Here is a 19,665-nt window from a genome sequence, read left to right as displayed (position 1 = left end):
GTTGTGGAGCGTTTCCCCCAATGCCAGGCCCTGTTACTGGCCTGGCCCCATGCCGCGGTTCAACGCAATCGCCTGGGCCACGTTCTGGCTCAACGGCAGGTTGCTGCCCACGGCGCCGCGCACCAGCTCCAGCCGCAGCTGGTTACTGGCGATCTGGCCGTCACCGGCGAGGGCGATACCCTGGCCGACGCTGCCATTGCGGATCCACTGCTGCACCAGCCCCTGGCCATCCACCTGCAGCAGCAGGCGTGCCTGGTTGCCTTCCAGCACGGCGGTCGCGCTGGCGCCGGCCTGCTGCGCGGTGACGTAGCCTGCGCCATCAGAGAGAACGGCTGGCACGCCACCCTCGCGGACGGTCAGCGTGGTGACGTTGCGCGCGACATTGCCATCGCCGGCCACCTGCACGCTCTGCACCAGGCCGCTGGCGTTGGCCAGGCCGCTGCTGTCGATGCTGCGTCCGTGGGTATCGGGCAGCGGCGCATCGGCTGCCGTGACATGCACGCTGGGCTGGAAACTCAGCTTCGGCGCGCCACCACCACGGAAGTCCATGCCCAGGGTGAGGCTGCCCTGCAGCGTCGCGCCGTTGCTGGCCTGCCACTGCGACACCATGGTGACCCCGAACCAGGCAACGTTGTTGCCACCCACGGTGTAGCGCCCCCGCATCAGGCTCAGTTCCGGGTCCGGAATTTCCTTCAGGCCGCGACCGGGAGCGCCCTCTGCCGCCTGCAGGGGCAGGGAAGGGAAGGCCAGCAGCAGAGCCATCATCATCGGTTGGCGGAACATGGTCGAACCTCCTTCAGAACAGGTCGGCGTGGCTGAAGCCGAAGTCGACCAGTTCGGCATCGGTGATCGGCCCTTGCCGCGCGTAGAGCGCGCGGGCGCTTGGCCGTTCGCTGGGTTGCAGAAGAGCGGTGTTGCGATCGAAGTCGCTGCCGATCACCACGAAGACCGCGCGCGATGGCCAGGCGGCCAGGAACTCCGGAAGGGCCAGGCTGCGGTTGCCCAGGATGGGGTCGGCCACTTCCACGATGCCGTTGCGCACCTGCTTGAGCACCACGAAATGGCGGAAACCGCGCACGTCCATCAACACCAGTCCTGGCACGCGAAGGGTGCGCAGTCGTGTTTCATCGATGCGGTAGCCCCGACCGCGCATGCCCAGCGATTCCACGTAGCGCTTGATGTCGAGCAGCGAGAAGCCGCGCTCGGCTACCAGAGCGGGATCGGAGACCCCCATCATTCCCTCGATCACCGTTGCCTCGTCGGTATCAAGGTGGTAGGCGTGGCGCAGGATGGTGGCCAGCGCGGCGGCCCCGCAGCTGTAATCGGTGTGCTGCCGCACCACGTTGCGGTAGCGCCGCTCCTGCATGCTCTCCACCTTCTGCTGCAGCAACGCGCCATTGGGCAATACGCCGCTGAAGCGCACCTCGCCCGCCCACGCGGAGGCGGTACCCAGCAGCAACAGCATCGCCAGCAGGCGCATCGAGAGGCGGCAACGGATCATCACGTTCTCCGGCAGCAGGGGGGAGCCCCTGTCCCAAGGGGGAGGAGGAACAGGGGCTCCCGGGGACCCGGCCATTGGCGGACGGCCGGGGTTTTGCGCTTACTCGCCGCTGCCGCCACCGCCGCCGGTGCTGGGCTGGGCGACGGCCAGGGCCAGGCTGTTGGCCTGCAGGTTGCCGGTGCCCGCAGCAACGTTCACGCCGATGTTGCCGGAGGCGCCGGAGAAGGCACTGCCGGACAACGCCGAGGTGTTGGTGGCGTTGACGTTCACCCAGCGCGTGGTGCTGACCGTGCCGCTGAGGCTGGCGTACAGATCGGCCACGCCCAGTTCGACGAACTGGCTGGTGCCACTCTCACGCGTATCGAAGCCCAGGCCGCCCACTCCCGGCCGGTTGGGGTTCATCGTGGCGTTCTGGATCTCGTTGTCCAGGTCGATGTGGCCGGTGCTGTTGCCACCCGGATGTGGCAGCTCGCCATTCCATGTATCCAGATAGTAGTTGGCCATCTGGTAGGCGTTGCCGGTGCCGCGGTAGGTGCCCGCGCCATAGGCCAGCGTCAGGCCGCTGACGCCGCCACGCATGCCGACCTGCACGGTATCCGTGTAGGACTGCACGAAGCCGGCATTGCTGACCGTGTTGCCGGTGGAGACCTGGTTGGAGCTGATGCTCGACTGCGCCACTGCGGTGGTCGCTACCGAGGCCGCGAGCGCGTTCTTCTGCTCGTTGTTGTTGCCCGAGGCGATGTTCACGCCGATGTTGCCCGAAGCACCACCGAAGGCGTTGCCGCCGAGACCTGCGGCGTTGGTGACCCCGGAGTTCATGGTGGCGTTGCCGAAGCCGGCCTGGTTGACGAACACCTCGGCGTCGGCCATGCCGAAGCTGAAGGACGCGTCGGCAGCGGACAGCGACGCGGCATTGTCCTGCGCGTTGTTGTCGCCGGACACCACGTTGAAGCCGAGATTGCCCGAGGCGCCGGCACCCACGCTGTCACCGATGGAAGCACTGTTGGTGACCAGGCTGTTGCTGGTGACGTTGTTGCTGATCGACTGGCGGTTGTCGATCACGGCAATGGCCGCCGAGTCGAGGTCGATGTTGCCGGTGATGTTCGGGTCACCGGAGAAATTGATGTCGGTGCTCAGCCGCAGGTCCTTCTCCAGGTTCACGTCGACGCCGTGGTTGTTCTTTTCCTTGCGTTCGTCGGCCTGGATGTTGCTGTGTTTCTGCACATTGACGTTGACGGTGCGGTTGCGTACGTCGTTGTCGGTGTGATTGTGCGTGTCGTTGCGGGTTTCGCTGACGGTGTGGTTGTGATTGATGTTCGCGTTGGCGTTCTGGTTGTCCCAGCCATTGGCCGCAGCGGCGGTCGAGGCAGTGGCAATCGCCATGGCGCACATGGTCTGTTTGACGGTCGCTTTCATGGTGCCCTCTCTCTCATCAGGTGGTGCATCGGTTGGGTGGTTGTCACGGGCGGTCCTGCACGACCAGGCCCAATACGTTGGCCGTGTCGTTGCCGTTGCCCGCGATCTGATTGAGTTGCAGGACCCCGTCGAATCCCCGCAGTGCGGTGCTGGCTACACCTGCGCTGCGGGTGCCCGTCGCGACGCCGTGACCGGTGTCGTCCCGCCCCCCTGCCAACGCGGAACCCTCGGCGGCCAAGGCCGTATCGTCGGTTTCGCGTATGCCCTGTCGGGCCAGCGTCGCGCTGACGACGTTGAGCGTCGTGTTGGCGATGCCGCTGGCCTGGTTGATCGAAGCGATGCCGCTGGCACCGGCCAGTGCGTCACCGCCAATGAATGCAGTGGCCTGCTGCGGCCCGGACAGCACGCGGTTGCCCTGCTGCAGTTGCCGCGCATTGATCGCGACGTCGGCGCGATCACCCTTGGCGATACCCCGTAGGTTTGCCTGCACGTTGAGGTCGCCGGCGGCCTGGTTCACGGCGATGGCGCCATTCGTTCCGGCAAGTGCGTGGCCGTCGATGCGGGCCACGTCGAGATAGGCGAGCATGCCGCTGTAGTCATCGGCCCGGGTCGCCCAGGGCGCGGCAGCGAGCAGCAGAAGCAACCCGTGCAGGGGCTTCATTTTCCACCTGCCGGGGCCGTGCCCTGCAGCGGGAACTGGGCCAGTGCGCCGCGCACGATATCGGCGATACCGCGGGTGCTGCTGCCGACCGCACCGAGCTGCCCACTCATGGCACCCCCCAGATTGCTGCCGACCATGCCGTCGCCACTGCGGCCCAGCGTGCCGCCCAGGGCCTGCTGGGTGACCCGTTCAACGGTGGTGCCACCCGGAGTCCCGATGGACGCAGCCTGGCCGGCGCCCATGCCGGCATAGTCCTCATCGCTCAACTCGTCCATGCCGGTTGTTGTGCCGCCGGCACCCAATGCGGTGGCGATCTCGCGCTGCGGCTTCGGGTCGGCAATCAGCGCCATGCCCGGCGGTGCCATGCGATATGCCGGGCGCGCGGATACATCCCGCAGCAGGACGATCTCGCCCGGTTGTGCCTTCACGCCTTGGCGGGCGCCGGATGCGGATGCGCCCGCGCTAACCGACAGCAGGGCCACTGCCAGTGCTGCGGCCAGGCCGCGAATCAGGGTGGAGCCGTCCATGCCGATCTCCCGCGATGGGTGCGGCGGAACCACGCATCAACCGTGCCAACTTCGAAGTGCCCACCGGCCAATGTCGGCACCGTGCCGCACCTGACCGGGCTGCTGCCACGCTGTTACAGGCACGTCGCGGAATTGTTGGGATTTCGAAGCCCCAGGCACCGCAGGGCAAGGGCCGCGGGCGACTGTCGCATCCGTGTTACAGGTGGCGTCGCGGTCTGCAACGGTGCCGCTTCAGCCAGGAATTTCTTGACGCACTGCTCATTGCGCCGCCGTTTAGGGAAGCGCTAGGATCCGCCCAACAAAGGCCGCCCCGGTGGCCGTAGAGGTCCCGGCGGGGGGCGGCACGCCGGTGATTGCCTGACAGTCCGCCGACGGTGTCCGGATGCTGGGGGAAGCATGGCAGCGGTCCCGGAGGCTTCAACGTCACGTTGCGTGCTCTGGTTTGGCGAGCCGTTGGCGAACGAGCGCAGTGCGCTGGCGGCAGCAGGCTGGTATGTGCGCAGCATCCGTCCCGATCCCGCCATGGCGATTGGCCTGCGCGGGCGCGATCGCTTGCTCGCCGTGCTCGATCTGCGCCACCTCGATGCGGTCGCGCTGCAGCTGCTGGTACCGTGGATCGAGCAGCACCAGCATCTACCCTGGCTGGCGGTACTGCCACCGGGTGCCGGACCTGCTTCAGCGGCCTGGCTGCCGTTGCTGCAGCGATGCTGCGCCCGCTTCACGCTGCCGTTCGGCCTGCAGGATCTGGTCTGCGCAATGCGCCAGCAGTTCGACGCAGATGATCCGCCTGTCGACGCAACCTGCAGCGGGCAGGGACCGCACGCATTGATTGGTGAAAGCGCTGCGCTGCATGCGGTGCGCACGTTGCTGTACAAGTTCGCGCCGGTGGAGCTGCCGGTTCTGGTCACCGGCGAAACCGGTACAGGCAAGGAACTGGCCGCACATGCACTGCATGCGCTGTCGGGGCGTGCTGGCAGGCCTTTCATTGCGGTGAACTGTGGTGCGATTCCGGCCAACCTGGTGCAGTCGGAGCTGTTCGGTCACGAACGTGGCTCGTTCACCGGTGCCGACAAGCGGCAGATCGGCGTGTTCGAATCCGCGCACGGCGGCACGGTGTTTCTGGACGAAGTCGGTGACCTGCCGTCGGAGGCACAGACCAGCCTGTTGCGTGTACTGCAGGAAGGCACCTTCGAGCGCGTCGGCAGCAGCCAGCCGTTGCGGGCGGATGTGAGAGTGCTGGCTGCCACCCACGTGGAACTGGAACACGCGGTGGCGCAGGGCCGGTTCCGCAGCGATCTCTACTACCGTCTGAACGTGCTGCGCCTGCTCATGCCACCATTGCGTGAGCGCGGTGCTGATGTGCAGCTGCTGGCCGAACACTTCCTGCGCTGTTTCCGGCAGCGCCACAGCGTGCGTGCACGCGGCTTTGCGCCGGCCGCACTGCAGGCCATGCGGCGTTTCGAATGGCCCGGCAACGTACGCGAACTGCTGAACCGTGTGCAGCGTGCAGCGATCATGGCCGAGGGCGAGCTGATCAGCGAGCGTGACCTGGAGCTGGGCGCATCGGTGGCGGTCCTGCCTGGGGCGATGCTGCACGATGCGCGGGGCCAGGCCGAGCGCGATGTGCTGCTGCAGACCCTGCGCCAGACCGGCTACAACGTTTCCGAGTGCGCGCGGCAGATGCAGATTTCGCGGGTGACGGTGTATCGCCTGTGCCGCAAGCACCGGTTGGAGCTGCCTGCGCAGCGCTGATCAGCCGGCCGCCAGGTGCTTGAACAGGCGCAACGGCTTGCCCGTGACGCGCTCGATCACGCCCTTGGCTTCCAGGTCCAGCTGCACGGCCTTCAACCACCAGCCGGCGGCGGCGCCTGCCGGGAACAGGGCGGCGGGCAGGCGCGGCAGCAGCGCCTGCTTGGCCTGCGCAACGGTCAACCCTGGCGGTTGCGCAGGCAGGGCCTGCAGCAAGGCGTGGCGCATGGCGAGATACTTGGCACGATCCACGCGCTGGATGTGCCCGGGCGTGGTGATGCTCTCGATCTCGATCCGCTCGGGCTCAGACATGGCTATCTCCCGCGACTTCGATGCGAGGGCTGCGGAAGCCCATGGCGATCCACACCTTCAACAACCGTGCATGGAACCGCAGCGACCGGGTCTGCAGGTTCGGCACATCGTCCGGAAGGACAGACGCATCAGGAAGATCACTGACCATCGTCCGCATCTCCACGGCGGGTCTTGCCGATGCGGGCCACAACAGGCCATACAGGCTCAGCCAATGGCCGCCACTGAACTCCAGGAACAGCGGCGTATTGCAGCAGCCCGCCAGGACGCGGCGGCTGCCGCCCCTGCTGGACAAGCGCAACGCACGCAGCATGGAATGTCCGGCGTCGATGCTGACGCGATCCTTGCGGTGCATTACGAAAAGCGTCTGGCCATGCGGGCCCAGTACTTCGGGTGCTCGGGGCAGCGACTGCAGCATGGCGCCGGCCTTGCGGCAGCTGTCGCAGCAGCATTCGACAGTGGCAATGGGTTGGCCCGTGGCGGTCAGGCGGACCTGGCCGCAGGCGCAGGCAAGGGACTGATGGGAGGGCATCTGCATTTTCTCCTGGGGTATTCATCCTCTCGACGAACCGGGGCGCCGGGAATCGACAACATCCGCCTTCAAGGGCGCTTCATCCAGTAGCGGATGCGGTACAGGTCCAACCCTGCACCGTCCGCACGGCGCGCCGAATAGGTCAGCGTGCCGGGGTGCGAACCATCCAGCATCGCGCCGTAGCTGTCGCCGGACGCCTCGTTCAAGGGCGAGGGCAATGCATGGCCCGCGTCATAACGGCCTCCACGTTCGTAGGCAATGAACTGGCGCACCGGTGCGCTGCCGAAGTCGAGAGCGCGGGCAAAGAGCACAGTACGGCCATCCCCGAGGAACGTGGCATCGAACTCCTGCGCCGAGGTATTGAGGTCTCCGGGCAGCGGCCGCGCGGGCTGCGCCACGCCGCGGACCATCGCTGCGACGTAGAGGTCATGGCCACCCGCACCGCCTGCACGATTGCTGGAGAACAGCAGCGTGGCTGCGTCTGGCGAGAGCATCGGCGCAAACTCATCGGCCGCGCTGTTCACTGCGCGGCCAAGATTGACCGGCTCCCCGAATCGGCCGTCGCTCCCCACGCTGACCCGATACAGATCGTCGCCGCCCTGGCCGCCTGCTCGATCCGAACAGAAATACACCACGCGGCCATCGGCGGAAAAGGCGGGGTCGAAGTCACGTCCCGGCATGTTGAACGAGACCGGCTTCGCCGGCCGCCAGTGCTGCCCGTCGTGGCGCGAAACCCATATGTCATACCCGCCCGGACCGCCGGGCCGGTTGCGGCTGAACCACAGTGCGGTCTTTCCGTCCGGGCTCAAGGTCAGTCGAATCTCGTCGTACTGCGTGGATGCAATGCCCGGAGCAAAGCGCTCGGCCGGGCCGACGATCTGCAGCACCCTGGATGGAGACGCGCCAGGCGACGCAGACACCAGCAGCATCACGGCCAGCAGCGCCTTCATGCCTGCCGCTCGAAGTCGCTGACCCAGTTGGTTTCCCAGCTGCGTCCACCATCGGTCGAGGCCGCCTGTTCCCAGCGCGCCGAACGCGGGGTAATGCGTGACCAGATCACCCGCGTCTGGATCGCTCGTCCGTCGTGCTGGTCTTCGCCAAAGAAGCGACCGACACCGGCCTCGAAACCACCGCGCATCGGCGCGCCGATCCGGGTCGGCTCCCGGCCATCCAGCCACCAACTCAGCCAGTGCCGCTCAGCCGCGTTCCAAGCGCGGATGCCCATGCCGCGCAGCGGCGCTCCTGGCATGTCCATCAGATTGTCACCTACGTTGCCGAATCCTCCCAGTACCGGCCAGTTGTGCAGGGTGCCGTTGAACGCGTCCCACGCATCGCTGCCTGCCAGCCGGGCGCGCAGGCGACGATGGCGCACGTTCCAATGGCCCACCAGGAAATCAAAATCGCCCGGTGCATCCGGCAGCTTCGGAAGCGGCGAGGGGGCCGCAGCCGTGCGGCGGAACCAGTTGCGCCAGTTCACCTCCCAGTGCGCACCGGAATCGTCGGAGAATGCCTGTTCCCACCACGGCTCCTCGCCGTGGATGTCGTGCCACCGGAACCACACGTCGATGGGGCGCCCGTCGATCCGGTCGGTGCCGCGGAAGCTGCCGGCATCGCCCTTGAAACCGCCGCGTACGGGCGCTTCGATATGGGCAGGATTGCGGCCATCGATCCACCAGATCGACCACGTGGAAGACACGGGATCAAATGCACGCACGCCCAGGCCCCTGTAGGGACCCGAAGGCAGTGCCATGACGTTGTCATCGATGGTGCCGAGCCCGCCCAGGGTGAGCCAGACCGCGCTGGCGCCGGTGAAGGCTTCCCAGCGTGTATCGCCCACCAGCCGCTCCTTCAGGCGTTGGTGCCGGACCTGCCAGGTGCCCTGCAACCATTTCCAGTCTTCGCTGTGGCTGGCCAGGGCCCACCCGGAGGGCAGGGCGGCGGACGCGGCCGTGGCGGCCAGGGTGACCAGGAACTGCCGTCGATCCATATGCGTGATCCCCTACCGAAGGTGCCTCCATCGTTGCGGATACGAAGGGGATTGACCACGCAGATATCGGGGCTCAGGCTAAGCCACACTTATGGTCACCCAACGACAGCTGCCATCGCTTGCCGCCATCCGCGCCTTCGAGGCGGCGGCGCGGCTGGGCAGTTTCGCCCGTGCCGCCGAGGAGCTCGACACCAGTGCGGCATCGGTGAGTTACCACGTGCGGCGGCTGGAGGCCCAGACCGGTACCTGCCTGTTCCTGCGCCACGCACAGCACGTGGAACTGACGGTGGTGGGTGCCAGCGTCGCGCAGGAAGCCACCCGGGCATTCGATGCACTACGCGCCAGCTTCATGCGCGCCGCTGGCATGGATGCGGCGCGACTGCGCCTGTCCGTACTGCCAACGCTGGGCACCAGTTGGTTGACGCCGCGGCTGGGTACGTTCCGCGCCCGCCATCGGCAGCTCCTGCTGGAACTGGATCTGTCGGCAGCGCCGCAGGATCTTGCAGCCGGCCACTTCGATGCCGCCATCCGCAACGGGCATGGCGAGTGGCCTGGGCTGCAGGCCACGCCCTTGTTCCCCAGCGTTTTCATGCCGTTGTGTGCGCCGGCGCTGCTGCCGGCGGCCCGTGGGCTGGGCAGCACCGCGCTGGAGATTCCCCTGCTCGGTCGGCCGGACTGGTGGGCCCTGTGGTTCGCCGCGCACGGGCACCTTCCACCGCCGGCACCAGGGAGTCTGGTCACGCCCTTCGCCGTCGAGCATCTGGATGTCGGCGCCGCGATCGCAGGGCAGGGCATCGCCATCGGTTCGCCGATCCTGTTCCAGGCCGAGCTGGAGAGCGGGCGCCTGGTGCAGGCGCATCCGGGTGTCGCCAGCGACGGTCGCAGCTTCTGGTTCGTGGCGCCCTCGGCGCGGAGTGGGAGCGCCAAGGTCATCGCATTCCGTGACTGGTTGGTCGAACAGGCCGCCGAGGCACGGCACGCAGCACGCCATCATCTGGCGCAAGCGGTGACGCCGTGAACCAGAGCCCCGAACTGCTGCGACGCCTGCTGCGTGCCAAGGACCGGATTGACCGGGCCAGCCATGAGGAATGGCCAATCACACGCCTGGCTGAGGTCAGTGCGGTGTCGCCGGCGCACTTCGCCCGCTCTTTCAAGCAGGCATTCGGGCTGCCGCCACACCGCTACCTGCTCAGCCGCCGCATCGAGCGGGGAGTGGCCATGCTGCGCGACACCGATCTGCCGGTCACCGAAATCGCCGTACAGACCGGGTGGAGCAGCCTGGGCACCTTTGGCCGCATCTTCCGTGACATCACCGGTGACAGTCCGGGCAATGTGCGTGAACGTGAGCGTGCAGGCCAGGCGGCGTCGGCCAGCGTGCCGGAATGCCACGCACGTGCCGCACAGCGACCGGACCTGAAGATCGCAGTTTTGGAGAAGCGTCGCCGCGAGGCGGTTGCTAACGTGGACCCCACCTGAGGGAGGTCCCATGACGAACACTGTGAACACGGTCGGTCTGTATGTGCGCGACCAGGATGAGGCGCTCGCGTTCTATGTCGGCAAGCTCGGCTTCGAGGTGCATACCGATGTACGCAACGGCAGCTACCGCTGGCTGACGGTACGCAGCCCGGGCCAGGACGGTTTCCAGCTGGGCCTGTTCGTGCCTGGCCCGCCCACCCACGATGCGGCCACCGCGCTTTCGCTGCAGCAGCTGGTGGCCAAGGGCGCAATGCCGCCGCTGGTGCTGGCCGTGGATGACTGCCAGGCGCGCTACACGCAATGGCTGGCGCTGGGCGTGGAATTCACCCAGGAGCCGATCGAGCGCTATGGCGCCGTGGACGCCGGATTCCGCGATCCATCAGGCAATGGCTGGAAGATGATCGAAGCCCGCTCCGAGACGAGGCGCCGGCAATGAGCCGCGGTGGCTGGGCACGGCCGGTGCACCGTTGGACCTCGATCGTGTTCACCCTGGCGGTGATCGCCAACTTCGTAGTGCGCGCGATGGGACAGGGCGAGCCTGCGGCGTGGCTCACCTACTCGCCGTTGCCACCCCTGTTCCTGCAACTGTTCACCGGCCTTTACCTGTTCGTGCTGCACTACGCCGGAAGGCGCCGCAGCGCCGCACTCGGCGCTGCGGGCTGAGGCAAGGTCAGGCGACCGCGTCGACCGCATGGGCGGCAAGCAGGGCGGGCAGGTCTTCCATGCGCTGGAAGATCACCTGTGCACCCGCTGCACGCAGGGCCTCCGGCGTACTGTGGTGCGGACCGCCTTCACTGAAGCCGAACACGGTTGCGCCAGCGGCCACACCGGCCGTTGCACCGGTAACAGTGTCCTCGATCACCGCGCAACGCTTCGGGTCCACGCCCAGCGCAGCGGCGGCGGCCAGATAGACATCCGGATGCGGCTTGGTGTGCGGCATGTCCTGGCCGCTGAACACGTGGGCCCCGAAGGCATCAAGGATGCCGACCTTGCCCAGCTGCAGCTTGACCTTGTGCAGATCGGCGCCGGACGCGCAGGCAATCCGGCCGCCGGTGAGCACCGCGATCGCACGCACCGCCTCGGGCGCACCCTGGATGGCGACCAGGTCACGTTCCAACGCGCGGTTGCGCTGCTGGCGGAACTCTTCCAGCCATTCCTCGGTGAACGGCTTGCCGGTGCGTTCTTCGATCAAGCCGGCCAGATGGGCCACGGACTGGCCCAGGAACACCTCACCGGCCTGCGCCGGGGTCAGCGGCCAGCCGCGCTCGGTCAGCATTTCCGAAAGCACGCGGGCGACCAGCGGCTCGGAATCAACGAGTACGCCATCGCAGTCGAACAGCACGGCATCGAAGGGGAAACGGGACATCTACAGCTCCAAGGGGCAATGCGGTGGTGCAATTGCCCGCCATTTTCCCATAGCCATCCTTGCGTGGCACCCGGAGCGGGTGCCACCCATTCCCGGCAGGCCGATCAGCCCAGATCACAGCCCGCTGGCTGCGGCCAGGTGGTGGCCGGCAGCATGTTCTTCAGCGAAGCGGGCGCGTTGATCGCCACATAGCTGGCGCCCAGCAGCTCCTCCAGGTCGGCGATGGTCACCAGGTAGCTGTCCAGGCTGCCCAGATTCGCTTCATTCGGGATGATCCAGCTGATCGCCTTGGCGGTGCCGGTGTTCGGATCACGGGTGATGATCGTCTTCCAGAAGAACTCCGGGGTCGGAATGCCGTGACTGGCAAGGAAGTAATCGTTGGACGCGTCGCCGTAGACCACGCCGCCGTAGACATCCACCGGCGCGATGTCGCGGTAGCACTCGGCCACGTTTTCGGCCTTCACCCAGACGCCCTGGTTGAAGCTGGAAACCTGCGGAACGATGTTGGTCATGTAGTTGGCGCGACGGATGTAGGTCGCGTTGTAGTCCATGTGGTTGGAGGTCACCAGATGGCCGCGGTCATAGCCGCTGCGGATGCTGGCATACGACGTGGTGCTGTTCTGGCCGAGGCAGCCGGCCGGCAGGTCCGGGTCTTTGTAGAAGCTGGACGGGCGCGCGGCGGAGCCGGTGTCGGCGGTGAGCGTGTACTCGTAGCGGGTGGCGCTGTGGATGCTGCAGTCGTAGGTGAGCACGAAGCCGCCCTTGTTGAGGGTGACGACCTGGGCCTGGGCGGCACCGGCGAAGGTACTGAGGACGAACGCGAAGAAGAAACCTGCAAGGCGCATTGCGATTCTCCAGCAGAGGATTCAGGACGCAGCCGCCCGCCACGACCGGGCCAGAGCGAGGTCATGTGAGGACACTGCGGAGTCGGGTAGTGCGGAATGCGTGGGACGTGACCGCGATGACAGGGCCGCGGAGGCCGTGCGGTGTCGTAAGCGTCACAAGCTGTCGTCTTTCGGTCAATGGCGAAACGACGAAGCTGTGACAGCGCGCAAGCACTGGAGATGTGTCAGATCATGCGGCGCGTGGATGAAACGCAGGCGTGCTAGGACATCGCGCTGCCTGTAGCGATGGTCAGGGGTTCGTCTTCAACACGTAGTCGCCCTTGCGTGTTCCCGGCACCAGCGACCATCCCGGCTTCAGGTTCAGCGACCACCCCGGCCCCTCCAGTGGCGGTTCAGCACTTGCCGGGGCCTGCACGAATACGACCTTCCAGTCGCTGTGCAGCAACGCACCGTCGGTGACATCCAGGCTGCCCCAGATGTCGGACAGCCGCATTGCTGGATACACCATGCCTTGGCCTGGCAACGGCTGCATGGTGTTGGGATCGAACTGGATGCGCATGTTGCGCAGATTCAGGCGCACGACCGGGCCTGTCACGAAGCGCGCACGGTTGTGTTCCAGCTGCGCAAGGCGCTGCTGTTCGCGCAGCGTTTCGGCTTCGTGCAGCTCCGGCCCGTCATAGCGCGCGGCAGCCGCTCCCAGCGCGGTCGCGTCCAGCTGCAATGGGGCCTGCGTCACTTCGGCCAGACGCGTGCCGAGATCGCGAGCCTGGTGGGCGAGGTCGCCGCGCCAGCCAGGTGCCGCCTGGTCCAGCAGCAGGCCATAGGCCGGGCCGGTGGCATAGGCGAAAGAGCGGACGAAGCTGCGATCACCCACGTGTGCGCGGACGTCATGCAGTGCCGCCTGGATACGTGTCGACGGCGTCGGATTGCCGACGAACACGCCGGTGTACTCGGCCAGGCCCTCGTTCAATTCCAGCGCCGCTTCTTCCTGCGCGGCCGCAGGGAACCGGCGGTAGCGCTCGGCGCGGAATGCGAGTGCGTCCGTCATCGCAGTGTGCTCCGCTACTGCATCGGTGGATTCGAGTGCGTCCGCAAGCGCGCGCCATTCCAGTTGCAGCCAGTAGCGTCCTTCAAGCGTATCGAGGTGTTCGTTTCCACCTGCCGCCGGTGCGATGATGGGCAGCGTCGGCTGCAGGCGATGGAACATTTCGTGAGCCAGCAGCGTGCTGCGTCGGGACGCGTCCTGCGGCAATGGCCAGAGCAGCTGCGTCCAGCGTGTGCCGGACCAGTCCACGGCGGTGTTGGCGACGATCGCGTCAGACGGAAGCTGGCCTGTGAACACATCGCCGCGCTCCTTCAGCGCACCATGTGCGTCTGCCTGCGAGGCGATGACCTGCCGGCTCTTTGGATCCACCAGCATCATCGGCCCGCACAGGGATTGACCCCACAATCGACCCCGGTCTCCGTTGCAGAGCTGTTCGGCGCGCCGGAAGACCTCGCGGGCCGCCGCGTCGGAGAACGCCTGCTCGTTGGCCATCACGGTTCGTTGCGCACATAGCGCCAGTACAGCGAAGAGCAGGAAGCGTGACCTCATGACGTCCATTCATCCTTGGGGCCCAGCTCTCATAGCATCGATCCCATAGGCCGGCAATGCAGCAAACGTCATGTTGCGTCGCAAGGTGCCACCCACCATTCGCACTGGTACGGTCCAACCCGTTGCACCACCACCGACGGGGACAGACGACGATGCGCAAGGTATTGCTGCTGTTGATCCTGCTGACCGGACTGGCGCCCACCGCCTGGGCCGCTACGGTCAAGACCACCCACCGGACCATTCCCAGCTGGGATGGAACGCCTCTCGGGGCCTTCGTCATCGAACCGCAGGACGCGGGCAGCGGGCGCTATCCACTGCTGGTGATGCCCAGCAGCTGGGCGGTACCCAGCGTGGAGTATGTGGGGGTGGCGCAGTCGCTGGCGCGGCGCGGCTATGTGGTGATCAGCTACAGCTCGCGGGGTTTCTGGGAGTCCGCCGGCAGCATCGACATCGCAGGGCCAGCCACGGTCGAAGATGTCAGCGCCCTGATTGATTGGGCGCTGGACAACACCCGCGCCGATCCCGCCCGGATCGGCGTTTCGGGCATCTCCTACGGCGCAGGCACCAGCCTGCTGGCGGCGGCGCGCGATCCACGCATCAAGGCCGTGGCGGCGCTGAGTGGCTGGGCCGATCTGCAGGCCTCGCTGTACAGCAACGACACCCCCAGCGCGCAGGGCATCGCCTTGCTGGTGGCAGCCGGCCTGGCCACCGGCCGCCCGGGACCGGAACTGACGACCATCAATCGCAATGTACTGGTCGGCAACTACCAGGGCGCGGTGGATTCGCTGTTGCCGGTGGCGGCGCAGCGCAGCCCTGGGGCCAGCATCGATGAGATCAACGCCAACCAGCCAGCGGTGTTCCTCGCCAACGCCTTCAACGACAGCCTGTTCCCGCCGGGCCAGCTGGTCGATTTCTTCACCCGGTTGAAAGGCCCCAAGCAGTTGCAGCTGCGCCATGGCGATCATGCGCTCAACGAAGCCTTTGGCGCTCTGGGTGTTCCCAACGAGGTCTACGAATCGGTGGGCGACTGGTTCGACCATTACCTCAAGGGTGAAGCCAATGGCATCGACCGCCAGCCTGCAGTACAGCTGAAATCGCAGAAGGGCAGCTGGAGTACCTATCCGAACTGGGAGGCGACCAATGCCGGCGCTGTCAGCTATGCGCTGAGCGCACCCAAAGGACTTCTGCTGCCCACGGGCGGCCTCGTCGCGAGCGGCAGCAGCACCGGCTGGAGTTACCGGATCGGCAGCGGGCTGCTGACCGCCGCCAATTCCGGCGTGGCGATGGCCTCCGGTGCATTGCAGATGATCAACCTGCCGCCCGGTGCCTATGTGCCCTTCGTGGGCCGCAACGCCGCAGGTGTCTGGCAGGGGCCGATCCAGTGGAGTGCGCAGCGCCTGGATGGAACGCCGGAGGTACGCTTGACCGTCACGCCCAGCCGCGCCAACACCACGCTGTACGCCTACCTGTACGCCGAGGATGTGCTGGGCAACGGCCAGCTGATCAGCCACAAGCCCTATACGCTGCGTGGTGCCACGCCGGGGCAGGCGAAGACCATCGACCTGCGGTTGGAAGCCAGCAGCTGGAACCTTCCGGCCGGCAGCCGCCTGACCCTGGTGGTGGACACCGTGGACCTGCGGTATGCGGGCATCAGCCAGCTGGGTGGCACGGTGACTTTCAGTTCGCCGGCCAATGCGCCATCAGTGTTGAAGGTGCCGTTGCATTGATGGAAGGCCGCGCCCGTTGCGGCGGGCGCGGTACGCCAGGCAGTAGAACTGCGAGACTGGCGTTTGTTCCGGGGAAGGGAGGAATCCATGGTCACTGCATGGCTGTTGCTCGGTGCAGTGCTTGCGGCACCTACCGCGCAAGGCGCGCCGATCGACTGGTCGGATACGCTGTTGAAGGATCTGGACGCTGCCGACGCCGCCATGCGCGGCAGCCATCCGTGCGCCGTGGACCTGCGCAATCCTGGTTTCGGCGCACAGCTGGACGATGCCCTGGCGCTTGCACGCTCGCGCGCGGAACGGGTCGCCAGCTACCCGGGCTACTGGTGGACGATGAAGGGCTATGCGGCCTCCTTCAACGATGGGCATGTCAGCCTCAACGCGCTTGCCGATGCTCCCGATCTTCCAACGCAGTGGCCGGGCTTCCTGACCGGCTTCGACGGCGATGCGCAGGTGGTCATGACCGTGGATGGTGGTCCGGGCCATCCGCCGCTGGGCGCGCAATTGCTGTCGTGTGACGGCATTGATGCGCAGACGCTGGCTGTACGCCGGGTGGGTGACTTCAGCGGTCGCTGGAACCTGCAGGCCAGCCGCATCCAGGGTGGTGGTGAAGTGCTGCTCGAACAGGGCAATCCATACGTGCCTGCATTGCGTACCTGCGTTTTCCAGGTGGGCGGACGCGAGACATCCTATGCACTGCGGTGGCAGCCGCTGCAGGCAGCACAGCGCAAGGAGCGCTTGGCTGATACCCGGCGCAGCTTCCGTCCCCCCAACGGCTGGCACGCGATGCCCGATGGCAGTTACTGGATCACCACCAGCAGCTTCAATGCCGACCCTGCGGAGCAGAACTTCAAGGAACTGACCGCGCTGCTTGAGCAGCTTGAACCGCAAGCCGAAGGGCTGCAGCAGGCACCGACGGTGGTGCTGGACGTGCGTGGCAACACTGGCGGTGCTTCGCAATGGAGCATCGAACTGGCGCGATTGATCTGGGGCCGGGCCGCTGTCGACGCGCTGCCCGACCGCAGCTGGGTAGAGTGGCGGACCTCGGAGGGCAACATCGCGCAGCTTCGCGGCTTCCTGCAGACGCTGGAACAGGTGCCCGACGCGTCGCCCGAGCTGCGTCGCATGCTGGAATCGGTGACGGCAGGCATGGCGCAGGCTCGCGGCCGGGGTGAGGCTTTGTGGCGCGAGCCATCCGAGGCCAGCGCAGATCCAGCATCCGCCGCAAGCCAGGCCGGACCTGTGCGCAAGGGCAGGGTCCTGGTTGTGGCCGATGCTTCCTGTGGCTCGGCCTGCCTGGATGCATTGGACCTCTGGAAGCGGCTGGGCGCGGTGCAGGTGGGCGTCGAGACCTCGGCCGACAGTCTGTACATGGACGTGCGGCCGGAGCGGTTGCCCAGCGGGCTGGCCAGGATCTCGGTGCCGATGAAGGTGTTCCGTGGGCGGGTACGTGGTTCGAATGAACCGCACGTGCCCGATCATCGCTATACGGGCGACATGCGCGACACCCGGGCGCTGGAAGCGTGGCTACTGACGCTGTAGATGCGCGCAGGACCTCGTGCAGGGCTGAATTCCGCAGGAGAGGATCGCATGAGCATCCCGCCACCCAGCGCTGCCAGGCCGCCATCGCGGGCAGGAGCCTTCCGTCGTTGGATGCTGACACCCGGTGCATTGCTCGGCGTGGCGCTGCTGATGTACATGGTCGGCGTACGTGTGCCGCTGGCCTGGCTGAGCGGCCTGTAGGGCGGAGCGAGATCAGCGCCGGACGTCGAACTGGTCACTCTCCAGCAGCGCCCAGACCTCGGCCTCGCGCACAGGACTGAAGTCTCCGGGAATGGAGTGCTTCAGCGCACCTGCCGCCAGACCGAAGCGCACGGTGCTCTCTGCATCGAACCCGGACGCCAGCCCGTGCAGGATGCCTGCCGCGAACGCATCGCCGCCGCCAATGCGATCAACGATACCGGGCAATGGCCGCGAGGGGGCCTGCGCACGGGTACCGTCGCGTCCCAACAGCAGCGCGCCCAGGATGTGATGGTCTGCACTCACCACGTCGCGCTGGGTGCAGGCCAGCCACTGCAGGTGCGGGAGCGCCGCGAACGCGGCCGCTGCAGCCGCCTCGGTCCGCGCGATGGGGCTGTCCTCGGCGAAGCGCAGTCCCAGCACCAGTTCGATATCGCGATGGTCGGCAAAGACGATATCCGCCTCTGCGAACAGTTCCCGCAGGATGGCGGCGGCGTTGCCGCCCCAACGCTGCCAGAGCGAAGGTCGGTAGTTGCCGTCGAAGGACACACGCACGCCTGACCTGCGTGCGGCCCGTGCAGCGCTCAAGACGGATTCGGCCACATTGGCGCCCAGCGCCGGACTGACGCCGGAAAGGTGCAGCCACTGCGCATCACGCAACAGCGTTGGCCAGTCATGGTCGGCAAGTGCAGTGTTGGCGAATGCCGAATCTGCCCGGTCATACACCACTTCACTGGCGCGCTGCAGCGCGCCGGTGGCCAGGAAATACAGGCCCATGCGGTCTCGGTCGACTTCACGCACACCTGCCACGCCCACACCATGCCGCCGCAGCTCGGCCACGGCATGCCGGCCCAGCGCGTTGCCGGGCACCGTACTGACCATCTGCACATCGTGGCCGAAACAGGCCAGTGAGACCGCCACATTGGCCTCGGCGCCCCCCACGTGGACCTGCAGCTGCGGTGTCTGCAGCAGCAGTTCACGACCGGGTGCGCCCAGGCGCAGCAGCAGTTCACCGAAACAAACGACGCGGCTCATCGGTTCTCTCTCATTCGGTGGGGGTGCAGCCCAGCATGCGCAGATCGATGGCATCGGCCATGCGCCGGTAGCCTTCGTCATTGGGGTGCAGGTGGTCGCGGGTGATGTCGTTGGGCAACGATTCCACGGCCTTCGGGTCACGCAGCGCGGCATCGAAATCGATGATGCCATCGAACCCGGTCTTCCCACCGCGTGCCCACTGGTTGATCGAGGCGCGGGTCGCTGCGGACACGGGCTCGTAGCGCTCGGAACCACCGAATGGGGTCAACGTACCCAGCCAGGCGCGGATGCCGTGCGCATGCAGTCGCGCTGCAACCTGCTGATAGCCCAGCAGCATGTCCGCCGCACTGCGTCCAGGCAGCGGCTGCGTGCCACCACCGTGGCGGATGTCATTGATGCCCTCGAACAGGATGACCTGATCGGCATCGGCTACCGCGATCACATCGCGATCCAATCGTGACAGGGCGCTGTGGCTGCGGCCATGGTCAAGCAGCTTGTTGCCGCTGATGCCCTGATTGAGTACCACGAACCGGTTCGGGCAGGCTTGCTGCAGGCGCTGCGCCAATCGCTCCGGCCACTGGTTGAAGGTTCCGCGACGGGCGGTGGCGCCTTCCGTGATGGAATCGCCGAGTGCCACGATCACCTGGGGACGATCAGCGCGCTGCACCATCACTGCCGAGAACACGTTCTGCTGGTAGCTCAGCCGCACGCTGTCGGCAACCGATGTCTGCCTGCCGTCCGCTACCCGCACTTCGGTGCGGCGCACGGCGGGATGGGTAGGCTGCGGGAAGTAGGCCGTCACGCTGATCTCCTGCAGCGGCGTCACCGGCATCGGTACCGGGTCGCTCAGCAGCGCGGCACCCACCGGCACCTCGATGACCGCGCGGCCATCCACCGTTACCGGCAGAGGAGCGGACTTGCCGTTTTTCACTCCTACGCGCAGGTCCTCGACCCGTAACGGCGCCGTGCCGAGTTCGTTGCTGATGCGCAGCCGCAACGCGTCGCCACGGCTGCCGATGCGCATGTCCTGGCGCACGGTCTGCGCGGCGAACTGTACGGGGGCCTCGGCGGTGCCATCCTTGCGGTCCGGTGCCGGCGAGGCGGTCCACGCAGTGACCCAGACCGGTGCGGCCAACGCGCCAGGGGCGGCCGCGGCGGAACAGATCGTCAATGAAAGCAGGAGCGTCCAGCGCTGCATGGTCA

General features: G+C 66.7%; 22 protein-coding genes and 1 pseudogene. 8 read left to right on the top strand and 15 right to left on the bottom strand.

Annotated features, from left to right (window positions below; translation table 11 throughout):
- Positions 1-33 precede the first annotated feature (33 nt).
- The 5 genes from R1L06_RS01135 to R1L06_RS01115 all read right to left on the bottom strand — a co-directional run bounded on the left by R1L06_RS01135 (position 34) and on the right by R1L06_RS01115 (position 4,105).
- Positions 34-783 (bottom strand): hypothetical protein, encoded by a 750-nt coding sequence (locus R1L06_RS01135; protein WP_317216678.1) that lies wholly within the window; start codon positions 781-783, stop codon positions 34-36.
- 13 nt (positions 784-796) lie between these two features.
- Entirely contained in the window at positions 797-1,501 is a 705-nt protein-coding gene (locus tag R1L06_RS01130) for a C39 family peptidase (RefSeq protein WP_032127221.1), read from the bottom strand.
- A gap of 99 nt (positions 1,502-1,600) precedes the next feature.
- Positions 1,601-2,917 carry a FapB/FapC family functional amyloid domain-containing protein gene (locus R1L06_RS01125; protein ID WP_317216677.1) on the bottom strand — a complete coding sequence of 439 codons (1,317 nt, stop codon included), beginning with the start codon at positions 2,915-2,917 and terminating at the stop codon, positions 1,601-1,603.
- A 43-nt stretch (positions 2,918-2,960) separates the two neighbouring features.
- The gene (locus R1L06_RS01120) at positions 2,961-3,578 is read right to left on the bottom strand and encodes a FapB/FapC family functional amyloid domain-containing protein (RefSeq protein ID WP_317216676.1); all 618 of its coding nucleotides are present in this window, start codon (positions 3,576-3,578) and stop codon (positions 2,961-2,963) included.
- The gene (locus R1L06_RS01115; RefSeq protein WP_317216675.1) at positions 3,575-4,105 is read right to left on the bottom strand and encodes a FapA family amyloid fibril periplasmic chaperone; all 531 of its coding nucleotides are present in this window, start codon (positions 4,103-4,105) and stop codon (positions 3,575-3,577) included. Before R1L06_RS01115 ends, R1L06_RS01120 begins: the two co-directional genes overlap by 4 nt.
- A 396-nt stretch (positions 4,106-4,501) precedes the next feature.
- Between R1L06_RS01115 and R1L06_RS01110 the strand changes: the two genes are divergently transcribed.
- Positions 4,502-5,857: a sigma-54 interaction domain-containing protein gene (locus R1L06_RS01110; RefSeq protein ID WP_317216674.1), complete on the top strand. Its 1,356-nt coding sequence runs from the start codon at positions 4,502-4,504 to the stop codon at positions 5,855-5,857.
- Here R1L06_RS01110 and R1L06_RS01105 read toward each other — a convergent pair whose 3' ends face one another.
- The 5 genes and pseudogenes from R1L06_RS01105 to R1L06_RS01090 all read right to left on the bottom strand — a co-directional run bounded on the left by R1L06_RS01105 (position 5,858) and on the right by R1L06_RS01090 (position 8,682).
- On the bottom strand, positions 5,858-6,166 hold the full coding sequence (locus tag R1L06_RS01105; protein ID WP_317216673.1) for a DUF6958 family protein: 309 nt from the start codon (positions 6,164-6,166) through the stop codon (positions 5,858-5,860).
- Positions 6,159-6,581 (bottom strand): GFA family protein, encoded by a 423-nt coding sequence (locus R1L06_RS01100; protein ID WP_317216672.1) that lies wholly within the window; start codon positions 6,579-6,581, stop codon positions 6,159-6,161. Before R1L06_RS01100 ends, R1L06_RS01105 begins: the two co-directional genes overlap by 8 nt.
- A 15-nt stretch (positions 6,582-6,596) precedes the next feature.
- Positions 6,597-6,695, bottom strand: a pseudogene (locus tag R1L06_RS20540) (GFA family protein); the annotation flags it as partial.
- Positions 6,696-6,763: 68 nt separating this feature from the next.
- Entirely contained in the window at positions 6,764-7,645 is an 882-nt protein-coding gene (locus R1L06_RS01095; RefSeq protein ID WP_317216671.1) for a TolB family protein, read from the bottom strand.
- A complete protein-coding gene (locus R1L06_RS01090) occupies positions 7,642-8,682 on the bottom strand; it encodes a hypothetical protein (RefSeq protein ID WP_317216670.1) in 1,041 nt (346 codons plus the stop codon). Before R1L06_RS01090 ends, R1L06_RS01095 begins: the two co-directional genes overlap by 4 nt.
- Positions 8,683-8,773: 91 nt before the next feature.
- On the opposite strand from R1L06_RS01090, the gene R1L06_RS01085 reads away from it, so the two are divergent.
- Genes R1L06_RS01085 through R1L06_RS01070 form a run of 4 tightly spaced genes read left to right on the top strand, consistent with a single transcriptional unit; the run spans position 8,774 to position 10,821 of the window.
- A complete protein-coding gene (locus R1L06_RS01085) occupies positions 8,774-9,700 on the top strand; it encodes a LysR substrate-binding domain-containing protein (protein WP_317216669.1) in 927 nt (308 codons plus the stop codon).
- On the top strand, positions 9,697-10,158 hold the full coding sequence (locus tag R1L06_RS01080) for a helix-turn-helix domain-containing protein (protein ID WP_317216668.1): 462 nt from the start codon (positions 9,697-9,699) through the stop codon (positions 10,156-10,158). Before R1L06_RS01085 ends, R1L06_RS01080 begins: the two co-directional genes overlap by 4 nt.
- Before the next feature lie 10 nt (positions 10,159-10,168).
- Entirely contained in the window at positions 10,169-10,594 is a 426-nt protein-coding gene (locus R1L06_RS01075; RefSeq protein ID WP_071228312.1) for a VOC family protein, read from the top strand.
- On the top strand, positions 10,591-10,821 hold the full coding sequence (locus tag R1L06_RS01070) for a hypothetical protein (RefSeq protein WP_121503346.1): 231 nt from the start codon (positions 10,591-10,593) through the stop codon (positions 10,819-10,821). The genes R1L06_RS01075 and R1L06_RS01070 overlap by 4 nt, the downstream gene beginning before the upstream one ends.
- Positions 10,822-10,828: 7 nt before the next feature.
- On the opposite strand, the gene R1L06_RS01065 is transcribed toward R1L06_RS01070, so the two are convergent.
- From R1L06_RS01065 to R1L06_RS01055, 3 genes are all read right to left on the bottom strand, one after another.
- On the bottom strand, positions 10,829-11,524 hold the full coding sequence (locus R1L06_RS01065; RefSeq protein WP_049401501.1) for an HAD family hydrolase: 696 nt from the start codon (positions 11,522-11,524) through the stop codon (positions 10,829-10,831).
- Between the two features lie 104 nt (positions 11,525-11,628).
- Complete coding sequence (locus R1L06_RS01060; protein ID WP_317216666.1) at positions 11,629-12,369, bottom strand: DNA/RNA non-specific endonuclease; 741 nt, start codon at positions 12,367-12,369, stop codon at positions 11,629-11,631.
- 289 nt (positions 12,370-12,658) lie between these two features.
- Positions 12,659-13,963 carry a hypothetical protein gene (locus R1L06_RS01055; RefSeq protein ID WP_373695412.1) on the bottom strand — a complete coding sequence of 435 codons (1,305 nt, stop codon included), beginning with the start codon at positions 13,961-13,963 and terminating at the stop codon, positions 12,659-12,661.
- 152 nt (positions 13,964-14,115) lie between these two features.
- Between R1L06_RS01055 and R1L06_RS01050 the strand changes: the two genes are divergently transcribed.
- From R1L06_RS01050 to R1L06_RS01040, 3 genes are all read left to right on the top strand, one after another.
- Positions 14,116-15,690 (top strand): S15 peptidase family protein, encoded by a 1,575-nt coding sequence (locus R1L06_RS01050; RefSeq protein WP_317216664.1) that lies wholly within the window; start codon positions 14,116-14,118, stop codon positions 15,688-15,690.
- An 87-nt stretch (positions 15,691-15,777) separates the two neighbouring features.
- Positions 15,778-17,229 carry a hypothetical protein gene (locus tag R1L06_RS01045; protein WP_317216663.1) on the top strand — a complete coding sequence of 484 codons (1,452 nt, stop codon included), beginning with the start codon at positions 15,778-15,780 and terminating at the stop codon, positions 17,227-17,229.
- Positions 17,230-17,277: 48 nt separating this feature from the next.
- The gene (locus tag R1L06_RS01040) at positions 17,278-17,430 is read left to right on the top strand and encodes a hypothetical protein (RefSeq protein WP_317216662.1); all 153 of its coding nucleotides are present in this window, start codon (positions 17,278-17,280) and stop codon (positions 17,428-17,430) included.
- Positions 17,431-17,442: 12 nt separating this feature from the next.
- Here R1L06_RS01040 and R1L06_RS01035 read toward each other — a convergent pair whose 3' ends face one another.
- Together R1L06_RS01035 and R1L06_RS01030 are read right to left on the bottom strand one after the other, a co-directional pair.
- Positions 17,443-18,462 carry a sugar kinase gene (locus R1L06_RS01035; RefSeq protein WP_317216661.1) on the bottom strand — a complete coding sequence of 340 codons (1,020 nt, stop codon included), beginning with the start codon at positions 18,460-18,462 and terminating at the stop codon, positions 17,443-17,445.
- Between the two features lie 10 nt (positions 18,463-18,472).
- On the bottom strand, positions 18,473-19,660 hold the full coding sequence (locus R1L06_RS01030; RefSeq protein ID WP_317216660.1) for a GDSL-type esterase/lipase family protein: 1,188 nt from the start codon (positions 19,658-19,660) through the stop codon (positions 18,473-18,475).
- Positions 19,661-19,665 lie beyond the last annotated feature (5 nt).

The organism is Stenotrophomonas mexicanensis (genome assembly GCF_032911605.1).
Taxonomy (GTDB): Bacteria; Pseudomonadota; Gammaproteobacteria; order Xanthomonadales; family Xanthomonadaceae; genus Stenotrophomonas; species Stenotrophomonas maltophilia_A.
The sequence above is the reverse complement of the archived record's forward strand: the minus strand, read 5'-3'. Positions and strand labels throughout refer to the sequence as shown.